We start from the raw sequence: 14,595 nt of genomic DNA, 5'->3' as shown, positions 1-14,595 counted from the left end.
CTAAAAGAAAGGTTTGCCCTTAATCCCTTTGCATTTCTGAGCTAAGCTTCTAGGCATTGGCCCCGTAAAGATTTTGGAAAAACTAGGGAGTGGCTATGTCTTTTCGCGCAGATTTACAGCGTTTTGCCTTCGCTGTGCTAACAGCGCTGCTTGTCCAGGCGGGGCCAGCTCGGGCCGATCTGCCAGGGACAGCGGATCCCCCAGGGCTTAAGCGCTTCGCAGGATCCAGCATTGTGTTTCAATCGCAGGCCGACTACGACCGCTTTAAGTTAGCCCTTGAAAAAATCGTCTTCAGTGGCGCGATGGGAGCTGTGCAGCCGTACCGGTCTCAAACTGTCGAAGGGCGTCGCATCACGACCTATTACCGACTGCCGGAGCGGGTTGCCCCTCTTGAGGCGCTGCTCAACTACGAAACCGAACTGAAAGAGTCCGGCTTTGAGATCCTCTTCTCCGGGTTGGGGGAGGAGATTGAGACCCTCGGCTACAACAACCAGATTGCTGACGAGATCCTGGATATGAAGGGCACCTACAGCACGCCGGAAGAACGGGCCCAGTGGCCGTTTCAGAACGCCAGAGAAAACACTGCTGCCTATTTGGCTGCACGTGGCAAGTCGCCCGAAGGCGATGAGCGATTCGTGAGCGCCTACTTTGTGGTCAATACCGATGACTGGGAGATCACCCGCGGCAGTGGGCAGATCCCGACCGGGATTACTCTGGGGCGAGTGGATGTCGTCGATGTCAAGCCCCGCCAGCAACGCCTGGAGCTGGTTGAAAGCATCACAAGCGGCGAGATCAATCAAGCCATCAGCCGCGATGGCCGGATCGCCCTCTACGGCATTCTCTTTGCCTATGACTCGGATCAAATCGAAGCGGCTGCCGAGCCCACCCTTGCCGAGATCGCCAAGCTGATGCGCGAGCGCACCAACCTCAGCATCCTCGTGGTCGGTCATACCGATGCAACCGGTAGCTTCGACTACAACCTAGGTCTCTCGCGGCGCCGGGCCGAGGCGGTTGTCAACCGGTTGGTTCAGCTGGGTATCGAGCAACGTCGACTCTATCCGGTTGGTGTGGGGTTCTCTGCTCCTGTGGCCAGCAACACCACTGAGGAAGGCCGGGCGAAGAATCGCCGCGTGGAGTTGGTGGATCTGGCGGGTGGCAGAATCCCCTAGGGGAGAGTTTCTGAGTTTTGGCTCAGGGCAAGCATCGCCGAAACTCTGGACACTGCGGCTGCGGCGAACTAGTTTAGAGGCAACTCTTTACTTCTAAGCTATTTCAAGGGGTGGGATCCATGCTTAGGCCCAGTCTTTTGTTCTCCGGCTCGGCGCTGTTGGGTTTGCTGTCTTTGCCGTTTTTGATTGGCGAAGGTGGCTGGTTGACCTCATCTCGTAAGAGCCAGAGTCCTGTCACTGAGGTTTCTCTACAAGCTTGGGAGCACTCCCTGCCCTCATCCCAGGCCTTGTTTGAAGATGAAGCAGGTTCTGGATCTTGGCTCATGCGGCAAGCCCAGCTGCAAGAACGGGTACAGCAGCTTGAGCAGCGCTCTCTAGCTCACCAGCAGCAGGCTCATCAGTTGCTGGTACAGCAGGCAGCTCCCCAGCCCGCCGGGGGTGTTGGCCGTTCCAACCCAAGCCCTGCCCTGTCGGCACGGCCTCGGCGTCAGGATCCTACCCTTTCTCCATTCTCTGCTCAGGCGGATGTTCCCAATGAGCTGGCGCTGCTAACCCAATTCATCCAGCAGGAGCCGGGAAATGCGCAACTTTATCTGCAACGGGCGCAATACTTCTGGCGTCAGTCTCAGGAGGATCCTGCTGCTTTACCGCAGCCGGAGCATGCTTCTGCCATTGCTTACCTGATGCGCTCCGCTCTGCGGGATCTGGATATTGCCATTGCTTTGGATCCCTATCTGGCTGAAGCCTATTTGCTCAAGGCCAAAATCCAACACGAGCGTTTGCAAGAACCTGAGCAGGCTCTGGCAACCTTGTCTCCTCTGGATCGGATTGCCTATCACAACCCGCAATTGCACTTGATCCGCTCTCGCATCTGGGCCGAACAAGGCCATCTGGAATCGGCGTTTGATGTGTCGCATCTGGCGATTGAGCTGGCCAAGCAAAATCAAAGTGCTGCCGATCTTTTCGAGGCCTATGTCCATCGCGGCCTGATGTGGGCCAGCATCTGCGACTTCAATTTGGCCGTTCAGGATTTCAGCCGGGCTATCGAGGTGCAGCCCCAGCGGGCTGAAGGTTACTACCACCGCGGTATGGCGCGCGCTTACCAGGGAGAGGATAGGGCTGGTGCCGCTTCCGATTTGGGTAGCGCTTTGATGTTGTGGCAGGTTTCGGGCGGGGGATCCCCGGGGCTGCTGGAATATGTAGAAGCGGTGCGGAGGGAACTGTTGCGGTAGCTCAGCTCTGGCGGGGTTTTTGCTGAGGATCTGAAGCGCTGGGTTTGGGGTCTTTGCCCAGGAGCATTTGGCAAGTTCGTCCAAGCCAGGCCAGGATGGTAGAGCCATCTGTTACCTAGGGGGGCTTGAACGCCCCCCTGAAGAGAACCCAGCCAAGTGATGAGCCGAAGACAACTGGCCATCTCCGTATCCTCTGTAGCCCTGGTGGTGGCCACAGGGATGCTGTTGTTGCTGCTGTGGCAACTGCGCAGCTTGGTGCTGACGGTGATGATCGCGGTGGTGGTGGCGGCAGCGCTGGCTCCCCTGGTGGATCTGGCCGAGCGATTACGCATCCCCCGCTGGCTGGGGGTTGTGCTGGTGTATTTGAGCTTAATTGCCGGGATTGCCGGCTTGGCTCTGCTTATTGGCCCGACGGTGGCGACTCAGACCCAGCGGTTGCTGACGAGGCTGCCTTTCTATCTGGAGCAGTTGCAACTGTTGGTGGATACCTGGATTGCCGATCTGGCGGGGGTGGATCCGGCGGCGCTGGACTACCTAAACCAGTTGCTCGACCCTCAGTCGTTGATGAGCTGGGCAGTTCGCTCGGGACAACGGGTGCTGGTGCAGTCTTTCGACTTCACCCGCGGTTTGCTGGGCGGTCTGCTGACCATGGTGCTGACCCTCTTCATTTCCGGCTACATGCTGGTGAGCGGCTCTGACTTGGTGCGGGGCTTGGTGGAGTTGTTTCCCTATCCCTGGAATGAGCGGCTTGCTGAGCAGGTACACCCGATGGCCCAGCGCATGGGGGGCTACATTCAGGGGCGGGTGCTGGTCTCTGCCATTTTGGGTGTGATGATCACCGTCTCGCTTCGCTTTCTGGGCCTGTCGGAGTTCGCTCTGGCGCTGGGGGTGATCGCCGGGTTTACCAACTTGATTCCCTTTATCGGGCCAGTACTGGGATCCCTGCCCGCCTTGGTGGTGGCGATTGTGCAGGGGGGCTGGACTTTTTTGTGGGTGCTGATCCTATATGTTGCCGTTCAAAACCTGGAAACTTATGTGTTGGATCCTCTGTTGGTGGGATCCTCGGTGCGGGTGAAGCCCTTGTATCAGTTGCTGGCGGTGCTGGGGGGCACCCAGTTGTTGGGTATTGTTGGGGCGGTGATCGTCCCCCCGTGGGTGGCGGGTATGGCGGTGCTGCTGGAGAACCTCTATCTGAAGCCCAAGCAGGAGGCAGAGGTTCGAGCCAGGCTGTATGCTCGGGCCACCGAGGCTGCTGGTTCTTTGGCTTTGCCGGGGATGGATTCTGCCGACGCGAGCAGCCCAGAGCCATCTTTTTCCTCTGGTCCGAATGACTCGTCAAACGAGCCGGAAGGGTTGCCACAGGAAGAAAGTCTCTCGCCTGCCGATCCTGTAGCCGGAAGAAGTCCCTATTAGCAAGCTTCTCATCTATTCGCCTCTCTCCGCTCTCGGAGAAGGGCTATTGTGGTTGCTGGATAAGGGGCGCATCTCAGCGGTGACGGGCATCGAGGATGAACAGAGCACTACCTACGACGAACAGGAGGCTGGCTCCTATCCCCAGCAGGGTTTGGACAACCTTGAGATTGAGAAAGGCTGGAGCTGCTGGATCCCACGGAGGGGGGTCGCTACCCAAGGTCATCACCTCGCTCGCCGCAAACAGGCTGCTCCCCAGCAAAAACAACCAACTGGCCAACTCGTAGCGGTGGTTGCCTCTCATGTCTTCTCCGACTGCAAGTGTTCGTAGGCTTGAGCAGCGGCGGCCATTTCCGCAGCCTTTTTCGAGCGACCTTCACCGCGGCCCCAGCACCGCCCTTGCCCCCAAACTTCCATGGTGAAATGAGGGGGATGCTCCTGGGCGGCCACCAGGCGGTATTCGGGCAGGCTACCCCAAAGGCGTTGGGTCAGTTCTTGCAAGGCTGCTTTGGGGTTGCGCCGAGTGGGGTCTTGGAACCATTGCTCCACTCGTCGGTGTAAGTAGGGATCCAGCCAGGGATGCAGCCTGGGCAGCGTGTAAATACCCCAACTGAGATAAAAGGCTCCCAGGAGAGCCTCGAAAGCATCCGCCAGCCGCCGACCCCGCCCGGCCAAGTCGTTTTGCGAGCTGGATCCCACCTCGAGGTAGCGATCCAAGCCGTGCAGATCCGCCAGTTCTGCCAGGTAAGCATCGCTGGTCAGGTCGGAGCGAATCGCGGTCAGCTCTCCCACCGACAGATGGGGATAGGACTGAAACAAGAATTCCGTAACCAAAATTCGCAGGACAGAATCCCCCAACAACTCCAGCCGATCGTTGTTCCGTCGGCCATCCAGAGAAGGGTGAATCAGAGCCTGATCCAGCAGATCCCAACGCAGTTGTTCCAGCAAAGCCGGATCCCTGAATCCAAGGCGGGCCAGCAAATGCTCCAAGGCACGGCGACGGGGCGGGATCAACTCAACCATACACTCAGGTGCTGACGTTGCCTTAGCGGTCAGAACTGCACAGCTTAGGCCCATTTTGACCTGAGCCATCTCACCCAGGCCGGGATCCTCGCTCGGGCGAGAAGTTAGCTATGCTACAAAAGTAGTATAGGCTTTTCGAGGGAGGATCCCTGCATGCCCATCCGCGCCCATTCCCCCATTTCCACGACCCAGATGGAAGTGACCAGCATTCGGCTGGAACGTGAGCTGAAGCAGCGACTGAAGGCGTTGGCCGGAAATCAGGGTTACCAGGCCCTCATACGGGAAATTCTTTGGAGTTATGTCCTGCGTCACTGATACATTCACGCTGAACTCTCCTGAACATGGTTCAGGAAAGAAGCGATCGCATCCTGCCTATCTCTGAGCAGGAAGGCGGTATCCCGCAAAGCCCTGAGGAATACCCCCCGAGCGCTTTCCCCCTTCACTTCCCGGCAACCGTTGCGGTGGACTCTAAGGATCAGGGGGAAACTTGGTCTACTATATCCCTCTCAATGACTTTTGCCAAACCGCCTAAAGCTCAGTAAATTCAGCAAAGTTCAGGGTTTTGGGGGTTAGAGGCATGCTCTCAAGGGGCTGCTGCCCTCAGTCCTGAGGATATTCGGGCCAGCTTCCCGGCCACGGCCCACCAAGCCCAATGCTGTGCTCTCACCGGACGGGCCATTCAACCGCAGGAGCCAATGTTGCTGGGGTGGACCACCGATGGGAAGTTTGTCGCCCTCAGCTCCTCCTGCTTTTAAGTTTTGGAGTCTCTCTCCAGTTGGCGAAAGGCTCCACCCGCCACGAATGCCACCCCTTTAGATGCCACGAAGTTCTCGATATTTTCTGGCCCGTTCCTCGGCTGGATCGGGGGCTTGAGCTTTGGCAACTGCCTCCTCCAGTTGGGCCATCACCGTCTCTGCCGGTTCAGCGGAGCGGACGACGTAAAACATTAGGTTAATGGCTTCGTTGGCCGTCAGTTTGAGGGTTTCTTTTCCCTTGGGCACCAGCGCGATCTTGCCATCTGTGGTTGTGATGGCTGTATGGGATCCCTTAGCCAGAATCTCCCCAGCTTTTTCCAGAGTGACAAGCATATCCGTAGCTCACGGCAGCAGGACATCTACTATCCTATCGAATGTCTTGGGGCAAACGTTCCAGAAGGGTCTAAGCCATTTGGCGGATTGGGTGGGTTCATCATGGGTTGCCATGCTCTGCCAGCCAAGCATACAAGTGGGGAAACAACTTTTGATTGGCCCCTGGGAAGGGAAATTCCGACAGCTCCGCCGGGCTAACCCAGCGCACCTCACTACATTGCAGGGCTTGGGCTTCTCCGCCCAGGTAGCGGCAGATAAAAGCAATAAGAGTAACGGTGAAATGGGTGTAGGCATGTTCGATGGTGGCCAGCGGCGCGACCACCTCGATATCGATGCCGATTTCTTCCTTCACCTCCCGCACTACACACTCGGCAGCCGTTTCTCCCGGCTCGATTTTCCCTCCGGGAAACTCCCACAGCCCACTGAGCATTGAGCTTTCCAGTCGTCGATCGATAAGGATTTCTTTTCCCCGCAGAACAATGGCAACCGCGATTTGCTTATGAGGACGAGAGGCACGGGGTGCAGACATAGGCAATTGTTGGTGTTGACCTCGATTGTAGGCGCTGCAATCCGCTTGCCAAGGGCACCGGCCACAGTGAGGCTTTTTGGGACGACAGACGGTAGCTCCCAAATCCATCAGGGCTTGGTTAAAAGCCCGTGGCTGCACAGGATCCAACAATTGCTGGGAAAGCTGCCACAACAGGGGCAGACACTGGGACGGAGGCTGCTGCAAAGCCACCAAGCGAGCCAGCACCCGCTTGACGTTGCCATCCAAAATGGGCAAAGGCTGATCAAAGGCAGCGCTGAGAATGCCGCCAGCCGTGGTGCGCCCGATCCCCGGCAGAGCCAACACCTGCTCCAAATCCCTGGGGAACTCGCCGTTCCGTTCCCGCATCAAAATTTGGGCAGCTTTGTGCAAGTTCAGGGCCCGCCGATAGTAGCCCAGGCCCTCCCACAGTTTCAGCACCTGCTGCTGGGGGGCTGCCGCCAATGCTGGGATCCCGGGCAGGGTTTGCATCCAGCGCTGAAAGTAGGGAATGACCGTTGCCACCTGGGTTTGCTGTAACATCACTTCCGAAACCCAAATGGCGTAAGGATCCCGGGTGCGGCGCCAGGGCAGATCCCGCCCGTGGTCACGGTACCAACGTTGAAGAGACTGCCGCAAGCGTTGCAAGAAAGCCTCGTCCCACTCCCCTCCTTTGCTCGGAAGGCTGGCAATGTAGGAAAAACTGACCTCGGCTTCTGATATGGGCTGAGACTCAAGCTGCGTAAGCAAAGTGCAAAGCCCACCAGATCAGGGCCGAAACCACACCGGCCACAATTCCTGCCGAGATCAAAACGACAATTGGGCTATCTGCCCCCTTGAACTTCATAATGCCGCGATTGTAGTCAGCCATCCTTGCCTCCTACCAGCTCTGGCGTTGGGGTTGTCAGGGATGTTGATCGGGATCCAGATCTGCCAGCTCTATTCACAGGGAAAGCTGTGGCGAAGATGTCCCAGTAGAGGTGCTCCGCACCGCCGGCGCAAACATGCCTGGGGAGAAGCACCGTCCTCGGTCATGCATGATACAACCTTAGCATGGAACAGACTTTGACCCTGGTGATTTGGACTGTTTGGAATAACCAGAAGCTAGGCAACCCGCAGGACTAACCGGTCTGCTTCCCACTGTCGAAATAGGTTGAGAAGGTGGTCGGCTCTCTCTTCATGGGCAGCCAGGATCTCAGCGCCAGAACGGGCTTGATTGGCCAAGGGCAGCAGCAGCTCCACCACTTGGTAGCGGGTAGAGGCTATCATCTTGCCCGGGATGCGGGCGATAGGCCAGAAAATATCCATCTTCTGGGTCAGGATCTGGGCCGGATCCAGCTTGCCCAACAGATCTGAAAAGGGGATTTTTTGATCCCAGTAGCGCACGCTGCCATAGCGGACGAACAAGGGGTTGAGTTGCCAGCGGGAGCTCTTAAAAAATTCGACTGTAAAGGGATCCCAGTGGTCCACCTTTTTCCCTTGATGGCAACACCAGAAGAGATTTTGCGTGTGATACAGAGGCTCCAGATACTCCATGACCCGCAGTTGGTCGATGCGAGCAAGGGCCTCGTAGCGGCGATGGAACTCCGGGTGGGTGGCGGCAATCAACGGCCTGGCATTCCAATAGTCCAAGTAGGGGGCTACATCGATAAACTCCAGCCCGGCTTGGGCAAGCAAGTCGGGAATCTCGCCGATGTCGAAAGGAATATCATTGGCATGGAAGAAATTATCGACAATGTTTTCATCTTGTCCATAGTATTCTTGGTGAGCCTTGGCGTGCTTGGCCAAAAGGGAATTGGGGCTGGCTCCCTTCAGCAGTTGCCGCACAAATTCGATCTTTTCTGGGGTTGCAGGTGGGGTGATGCCCAACAACTCCAAGGCTCGCCGAATGCGGTACAGATGCCAACGGCCTGAACGGTTGTAGAGCATCAGAGCCATCACCCCGTCGGCAGCTAGGCGCGAGGCCAAGTTCCTCAAAGCCTTGACGGGATCGGCAGTGTGGTGGATTACCCCGTAGGAGCTAATCATGTCAAAGCTGCCTTCGGGCCAAGTAGAGGGATCCAGCAGATCCCCGTACTGCACAGAGCAGTTGCGTAGGCCGTGGTGCTTAATTCGCTTCTGGGCCATCTCCAGGGCCGGGCGGCTGATGTCGATCCCGACCACCGACCCATAGCCGGGGTTGCTGGCGGCAATGCCATGCACCTCCCAGCCGGTGCCACACCCGGCCACCAAAAACCTGGATCCTGTGGGCTCTTGCAAGGTGCGGGTGCGGGCGTACTGCGCCAAGGTATAGCTGCCCAGACTGGAGAAGCCCTCAAAGGGCCGGTCGTAAGGAATAGGAGGATAGGGGAAAGTCTCGTACTGGGCCTGCACTGCCTGGGTAATCTCGGCTTCGCTCACCAAAAGCACTTCCTCCCACGCGTTCCCCCCCATCCTACGGTTTTCTTGAGGTTTTGAGCGGGGAGATCTTGCTGGGTTGCCCGTCTGAGAACCTGGCCCTTCACAGCCTGGTTGTAAACCCCGCCGGAGGCAGAGCGGGCGGGACGGAGTCCTCACAAAACCGAGTGAGGCAGGCGACCCTCTGCCGAGCCGTTGGCTAAGGCCCTGCCAGAGCGTGAGTTGCCCGCTTGTAGGCTTCCTCCAGCGTCTCTGCCAAGGTGGGGTGAACGTGCACCAAGCCGGCCAGTTCTCGCACCGTGGCCCGGCGAGCAATGGCCTGAGCTGCCTCGTGAATCAAATCCGCCGCATGGGGCCCGAAGATATGGGATCCCAGCAATAGGCCGGTACTCTTGTCGAAGACCAGCTTGACCATGCCCTCCGTCTCTCCCGAAGCAATAGCCTTGGAGTTGCCGCCAAAGTAGGTTCGCACTGTGCCTACGCTGTAGCCTTCTTCCTTGGCCTGAGGCTCGGTCAGCCCTACAAAACCCATTTCCGGGTGAGTGAACACCGCTGCCGGAATGCTCAGGTAGTCCATATAGGCGGTACGGCCACAGATGTTTTCCACGGCCACTCTCCCCTGGGCTGCCGCTGCGTGGGCCAACATCATTTTGCCGGTCACATCCCCAATAGCCCAGAGGTGAGGCAAATCGGTGGCCATGCGGCTATCGACAGGAATAAACCCCCGTTTGCCGGTGTCGATGCCCAACTCGGCCAAGCCCAGCCCCTCTGAGACCGGGATCCGACCGGCAGCCACCAAGCAGCCATCCACCTGCAGCGTCTCGCCGTTGGAGAGGTGAATGGTCACCGGCTGGCCGGGGATCACCTGCCGAGCCAGCACGCCCACAAAGGTTTGAATGGAGCGGGGCTTGATCAGCACTCGCTGGGCCAGGCGGGCAATATCGGGGTCAAAGGCCGGCATCAGGGTCTCCAGGGCTTCGATGAGGATGACCTGGGATCCCAGGGCGGTGTAGATGTCGGCAAACTCCTGGCCAATGTAGCCGCTGCCGATAATGGCCAGCCGCTCCGGGATCCACTCCAGCCGCACCGCCTCGTCGCTGGTAAACACCGTCCGCCCATCCACCTCGATGCCGGGGGGCACAAAGGGGCGGGAGCCCGTCGCGAGAATGACATCCTGTGCCGTGTAGGTGTGGGATCCCTTCTCTTCCTGGACTTCCACCTGCTGGGGTGCCACCAACTTGCCTCGCCCTCTCAGGATTGTTACCCCCAGCTTCTCCAGCGAGCGAGTCATGTCGGCGCGGATCTTCTCCACCACTTGGGCAGCATGATTGGCAATAGCCTCTCGGTTCACCTGAAGGGATCCCACTTGGATGCCCAGCCCAGAGCTATGTTGCAGTTCCCGCAGGCGTCCTGAGGCGGCCAGCAGAGCCTTGGAGGGGATGCAGCCGCGGTTGATGCAGGTGCCGCCCATTTCTGCACCTTCGACGATGGCGGTTTTCAGGCCGGATTCGACAGCATGCAAAGCAGCGCCGTGACCGCCGACGCCGGCACCGATGATGATCAAGTCAAAATCGAAGCTCATGGCGAGATTGGATAACCGGTGCTTCATTCTCTCATCTTGTCGGCCTTCCCAGAAACCAGGCTGAGAGCACCCAAACCATGGGGTAGCATAGGGTCGCTTGTAGCTGGGGGGGAGCGGGGGTACGCATGGAACTGCAAGCTTTGATTTTCGATGTGGACGGCACGCTGGCGGACACGGAGCGGGATGGTCATCGCGTGGCCTTTAACGCTGCCTTTGCCGAGGCAGGGCTGGACTGGCACTGGTCGGTGGAGCTCTACGGCCAACTCCTGGCCATTACGGGGGGCAAAGAGCGCATTCGCCATTTCGTTGCAACCTGCCAGCCGCCGCTACCCCCTGGTGAAGATTTAAATGCCCTCATTGCCCGGCTGCACCAGGCCAAAACCCGCCACTACACTGCCCTATTGGCCCAAGGGGGGATCCCACTCCGCCCAGGGGTGAAGCGCCTCCTGCAGGAGGCCAGAGCTGCTGGGATCCGCTTGGCCATTGCCACCACCACCACGCCGGAAAATGTAACAGCCCTTTTGGAGCACACACTGCCGGAGAGCCTAAGCTGGTTTGAAGTGATCGCTGCCGGCGATATTGTCCCCGCCAAAAAGCCCGCCCCCGACATCTACTTCTACACCCTGGAACAGATGGGGCTGCCCCCCCAGGCCTGCCTGGCCTTTGAAGACTCGGAGAATGGGCTGCGCTCTGCCCAACAAGCGGGGGTCCCCACTGTGGTGACGGTAAACGACTATACCCGGGATCAGGATTTTTCCGGGGCGGCTCTGGTGCTGGATCACCTGGGGGAGCCTGAGGATCCGTTTCGGGTGTTGGCGGGAACGGTGGGATCCCACCGCTACTTCACCCTGGAGTTGGCCCGACAGATCCATGCTCAAGTTGCCCGGTCTGGAGTGGGAAGCTCATGATGGCGTCAGATCTCCAAGACCTGCGGCAGCGCCTAGAGGCTCATCTGCAGCAAGTGGCCCAGCCCCGGGATCCCGACTGGTCGCCCTTGGGCCATCAGCAGGTGGAGCGCTACATCCAAGAGCAGCTTTCTAAGTGGGGATCCCTGGAGTCCTTCCCCTTTGAGGCCGTTGGCCGCCTGCACCGCAACTGGATCTTGAAATTGCCGGGATCCCGTTCTGGCCGCCAACCCATCCTCATCGGAGCCCACTTTGACGCTGCCCCGGCAACCCCTGGAGCAGACGACAACGCCAGCGGCATAGCGGTGTTGCTGGAATTGGCCCGCCATTTTGCCGCCAACCCTGCCCCTTCCCCCCTGTGGCTGGTGGCTTTTGACCTGGAGGAGCGGGGGATGGTGGGCAGTGGGGCTTACGCCCAGTTTCTTCAACGTCAGAGGCAATCCCTACGGCTGATGCTGTCTTTGGAAATGCTGGGCTACCGGGATCCCACCCCCGGATCCCAGGACTATCCCGCCGGCCTTGAGAAGCTCTACCCCAACCGGGGAGATTACATCGGTCTCATCGGCAACTGGCCCACCTGGGGGGATCTGCTCAAGCTGCAGCGTGATTTTCAAAAAGTGGGGATCCCTTGCTGTTGGTTGTTGGCCGGGCAGCGGGGCCTAATCCTACCTGCCACTCGCCTGAGCGATCACTCCCCCTTTTGGGATGCGGGTTACCCTGCCGTTATGGTTACCGACACCGCTTTCTTGCGCAACCCTCACTACCACAAGCCAAGCGACACCCTCGAAACCCTAGATCAAGACTTCCTGACGGGGGTCTGCCAGGGCTTGATGGCCGGGATCCGCTTGCTGTAGCTCTTCCAAACACCACAGTCGTTCAACAACAAGTAGCGTGCGTTGAATCCCAACTCCCCTCTCCTGGAAGGAGGCTGGGGGTAAGGGTAGAGTTGGCATCCTCAGTACGGAGATTTCTCCAGGGGGTTCGCGATTCTTCGACTGGATCCTTTGTTGATGAGGGGAGACAATAGACGAGAGTAGTAAGACGAGAGTAGTAGCAGGGAAAAGGTTAAAAAACCTGCCTTGGCACTGTAAAACTCAGCAGGAGATTGCGTATGAGCGCTTTTGCCCAAGCTCCCAAAAAGTGTGTTTCCGCCGCCTTCAAAGAAGAGGGCAAGCTGCAAGAGTGTATCCAGCGGCTTTTGAACCGTGGCATTCCCAACGATTGCATCTCCATTATTGGCCGCAACTTTCAAACCGAAGCCAAAATTACCGGGTTTATCACCCGCAAAGAGGTGGTTCTGGACGGTCTGACCAATGGAGCCATCTATGGATCCCTGTTCGGATCCCTGCTGGGGCTGCTCACTGGCGTGGGGGTGCTGTTCATTCCCTTTTTGGGGGCAGTGGTGGCCGCTGGGCCTCTGGGAGCCGCTTTGTTGGGGGCAACGGGCGGCGCTTTGTACGGAGCACTGGGAGCGGGCCTGGGATCCGCCCTGATTGCCTTGGGTATGCCGCAGGAGAAAGCCGCCATCTACCAAACCCGGGTACAGGCGGGCGAGTTCTTGTTGGTGGTGCAAGTACCGGAAGAGAAGTCGGGCGAAATTTACTTGCTGCTGCAGAGTGCTGGCGGAGAGGAAGTTTCCATTGCCGACTTGAACTTGCCCGGTGAGCCAGAGGGAGACTTAACCCCAGAGAGCATCTCGCCGGAAATCCGCGCTGACCTCTCGGAAGAAGCGCAGCAAACCTTTGTGGAAGCCTACAACCAAGCCAAACAAGAGAGCAATAACTCCACCCATGCACTCCTCAAAGCTTGGGAAAAGGTCAAGCAAATTTTCACACGAGATGAGAAAGGGATCTTCTCCAAACGCAAGCCCTAGCCCAGAAAGTTTCCGAAGTAGCGAGAGCACAGTAAAGCGCCATCTCGCCGCTCTGCCTGTACGTGTTCTGGGTCTGCTCCAATTTTTTAGCTGCAACCTTATATCCTGAGAATAGCCCGAAAAACTCTAACCTAACCTTGCAGGGGTGAGTCTATGGCTGCGAGTGACTTCAAGGATTATTACAAGATCCTGGGCGTCAGCAGAGATGCCTCTGCCGAGGAAATCAAGCGCGTCTATCGCAAGTTGGCCCGCCAGTATCACCCCGACGTGAACCCCGGCAACAAGGCGGCAGAGGAACGCTTTAAGGAGATCAACGAAGCCTACGAGGTGCTCTCAGATCCGGAAAAGCGGCGGCGCTACGACCAGTTTGGGCAGTACTGGCAGCGGGTGGGTGCCGGCTCTGCGGCTGGAATGCCGGGCATGGAGGGCTTCGCCCAATACGCCAGCTTCGAGGAGTTTATCAACGAGCTGCTGGGCCGTATGGGCTCCCGCCGCAGCGGGTTCCAGGGCTTCGCCGGCGGCTTTGGGCCGTTTGTTTCGGTGGATTTGCCGGGCCAGGATGTGGAGGGCACTCTGGGTCTCAGCTGGGCAGAAGCTTTCCACGGCACCCAGAAACGGCTGAACCTAGATGGAGAAACGCTAACTATCCGCATTCCCCCCGGCGCTAAGCCGGGCAGTCGCATCCGCGTCAAGGGCAAAGGCCAGGTCAGCCCCTTTGGCGGGCCAAGAGGGGATCTCTACCTCACTTTGGAGCTGCCCCCCCATCCCTTCTTCCGCTTTGACGGAGACAACCTGCTCTGCGAGCTGCCCATTACTCCTGACGAGGCGGCTTTGGGAGGGACGGCGGAAGTTCCCACCCCTACGGGTCGCGTGCAACTGAGGATCCCTGCCGGGGTAGACAGCGGCCAAACCCTGCGGCTGCGGGGCCAAGGCTGGCGGGATCCCCAAGGCCAGCGGAGCGACCTGCTGGTGCGGCTGAAGGTGGTGGCACCCAAATCCCTTTCCCAGACCGAGCGGGATCTCTACGAAAAGCTGCGCCAAAGCCGTAGCTGGGATCCCCGCGCCCACTTGCAGGAGGTGAGTCTATGAGTTTGGCCATTGTGCGGGTGGAAGAACGGCTCTATACCTTTGAGCAGGCCACGGAACTGCTGGGGATCCCTCCTCACCTGCTGGAGTGGTTGCTCGGGCAAGGCCTGGTGGAAGCCGAAAGCTGCTACCTCAACCCCCAGCAACTGCGGCGCTTAATCCAGATGACCCGCCTGCATCGCGACTTGGGCCTTAACTGGGTCGGGGCGGCCATGGTTTTGGACATGGCCCAGGAAATTGCCCGCCTCAGGGCGCAGCTACACTACTACCGTGGAGGCTAAGCAGCCCAAGGCTTTAGCCCCCT

At 58.6% G+C, this 14,595-nt stretch carries 16 protein-coding genes; 9 read left to right on the top strand and 7 right to left on the bottom strand.

Going from position 1 to position 14,595, the window contains the following annotated elements; genetic code table 11:
* Positions 1-95: 95 nt before the first annotated feature.
* From ACVWY8_RS07060 to ACVWY8_RS07050, 3 genes are all read left to right on the top strand, one after another.
* Positions 96-1,169 carry an OmpA family protein gene (locus ACVWY8_RS07060; RefSeq protein WP_457393636.1) on the top strand — a complete coding sequence of 358 codons (1,074 nt, stop codon included), beginning with the start codon at positions 96-98 and terminating at the stop codon, positions 1,167-1,169.
* A 323-nt stretch (positions 1,170-1,492) separates the two neighbouring features.
* Positions 1,493-2,401 (top strand): hypothetical protein, encoded by a 909-nt coding sequence (locus ACVWY8_RS07055; RefSeq protein ID WP_457393638.1) that lies wholly within the window; start codon positions 1,493-1,495, stop codon positions 2,399-2,401.
* Between the two features lie 159 nt (positions 2,402-2,560).
* A complete protein-coding gene (locus ACVWY8_RS07050; protein ID WP_457393640.1) occupies positions 2,561-3,814 on the top strand; it encodes an AI-2E family transporter in 1,254 nt (417 codons plus the stop codon).
* 73 nt (positions 3,815-3,887) lie between these two features.
* On the opposite strand, the gene ACVWY8_RS07045 is transcribed toward ACVWY8_RS07050, so the two are convergent.
* A complete protein-coding gene (locus ACVWY8_RS07045) occupies positions 3,888-4,115 on the bottom strand; it encodes a hypothetical protein (RefSeq protein WP_414349981.1) in 228 nt (75 codons plus the stop codon).
* Positions 4,112-4,834 carry a ribonuclease III gene (gene rnc, locus ACVWY8_RS07040; protein WP_011432396.1) on the bottom strand — a complete coding sequence of 241 codons (723 nt, stop codon included), beginning with the start codon at positions 4,832-4,834 and terminating at the stop codon, positions 4,112-4,114. Before rnc ends, ACVWY8_RS07045 begins: the two co-directional genes overlap by 4 nt.
* 153 nt (positions 4,835-4,987) lie before the next feature.
* Between rnc and ACVWY8_RS07035 the strand changes: the two genes are divergently transcribed.
* Positions 4,988-5,149 carry a hypothetical protein gene (locus ACVWY8_RS07035; protein ID WP_457393835.1) on the top strand — a complete coding sequence of 54 codons (162 nt, stop codon included), beginning with the start codon at positions 4,988-4,990 and terminating at the stop codon, positions 5,147-5,149.
* Between the two features lie 497 nt (positions 5,150-5,646).
* On the opposite strand, the gene ACVWY8_RS07030 is transcribed toward ACVWY8_RS07035, so the two are convergent.
* The 5 genes from ACVWY8_RS07030 to lpdA all read right to left on the bottom strand — a co-directional run bounded on the left by ACVWY8_RS07030 (position 5,647) and on the right by lpdA (position 10,427).
* A complete protein-coding gene (locus tag ACVWY8_RS07030; protein WP_011432394.1) occupies positions 5,647-5,922 on the bottom strand; it encodes a hypothetical protein in 276 nt (91 codons plus the stop codon).
* Positions 5,923-6,022: 100 nt separating this feature from the next.
* Positions 6,023-7,096: an A/G-specific adenine glycosylase gene (gene mutY / locus ACVWY8_RS07025; RefSeq protein WP_457393814.1), complete on the bottom strand. Its 1,074-nt coding sequence runs from the start codon at positions 7,094-7,096 to the stop codon at positions 6,023-6,025.
* A gap of 85 nt (positions 7,097-7,181) precedes the next feature.
* Complete coding sequence (locus tag ACVWY8_RS07020; RefSeq protein ID WP_011432392.1) at positions 7,182-7,319, bottom strand: hypothetical protein; 138 nt, start codon at positions 7,317-7,319, stop codon at positions 7,182-7,184.
* A 233-nt stretch (positions 7,320-7,552) separates the two neighbouring features.
* Entirely contained in the window at positions 7,553-8,881 is a 1,329-nt protein-coding gene (locus ACVWY8_RS07015; RefSeq protein WP_457396936.1) for a class I SAM-dependent methyltransferase, read from the bottom strand.
* 163 nt (positions 8,882-9,044) lie between these two features.
* Positions 9,045-10,427 (bottom strand): dihydrolipoyl dehydrogenase, encoded by a 1,383-nt coding sequence (gene lpdA / locus ACVWY8_RS07010; protein WP_457393644.1) that lies wholly within the window; start codon positions 10,425-10,427, stop codon positions 9,045-9,047.
* Between the two features lie 125 nt (positions 10,428-10,552).
* On the opposite strand from lpdA, the gene ACVWY8_RS07005 reads away from it, so the two are divergent.
* The 5 genes from ACVWY8_RS07005 to ACVWY8_RS06985 all read left to right on the top strand — a co-directional run bounded on the left by ACVWY8_RS07005 (position 10,553) and on the right by ACVWY8_RS06985 (position 14,572).
* Positions 10,553-11,335, top strand: a complete 783-nt coding sequence (locus tag ACVWY8_RS07005) for an HAD family hydrolase (protein WP_457393646.1) — start codon at positions 10,553-10,555, stop codon at positions 11,333-11,335.
* Positions 11,332-12,186, top strand: coding sequence for a M28 family peptidase (locus ACVWY8_RS07000; RefSeq protein WP_457393648.1), 855 nt, complete (start codon positions 11,332-11,334; stop codon positions 12,184-12,186). The genes ACVWY8_RS07005 and ACVWY8_RS07000 overlap by 4 nt, the downstream gene beginning before the upstream one ends.
* A gap of 257 nt (positions 12,187-12,443) precedes the next feature.
* Entirely contained in the window at positions 12,444-13,205 is a 762-nt protein-coding gene (locus ACVWY8_RS06995; protein ID WP_457393650.1) for a ChaB family protein, read from the top strand.
* A gap of 153 nt (positions 13,206-13,358) precedes the next feature.
* Positions 13,359-14,294: a DnaJ C-terminal domain-containing protein gene (locus ACVWY8_RS06990; RefSeq protein WP_414381340.1), complete on the top strand. Its 936-nt coding sequence runs from the start codon at positions 13,359-13,361 to the stop codon at positions 14,292-14,294.
* A complete protein-coding gene (locus tag ACVWY8_RS06985; protein WP_457393652.1) occupies positions 14,291-14,572 on the top strand; it encodes a chaperone modulator CbpM in 282 nt (93 codons plus the stop codon). The genes ACVWY8_RS06990 and ACVWY8_RS06985 overlap by 4 nt, the downstream gene beginning before the upstream one ends.
* The last annotated feature ends 23 nt before the right edge of the window (positions 14,573-14,595 follow it).

The sequence above is a fragment of the Thermostichus sp. OS-CIW-32 genome (assembly GCF_054060415.1).
Note: the sequence above shows the minus strand (reverse complement) of the source record. Positions and strands in the feature narration are given on the sequence as shown.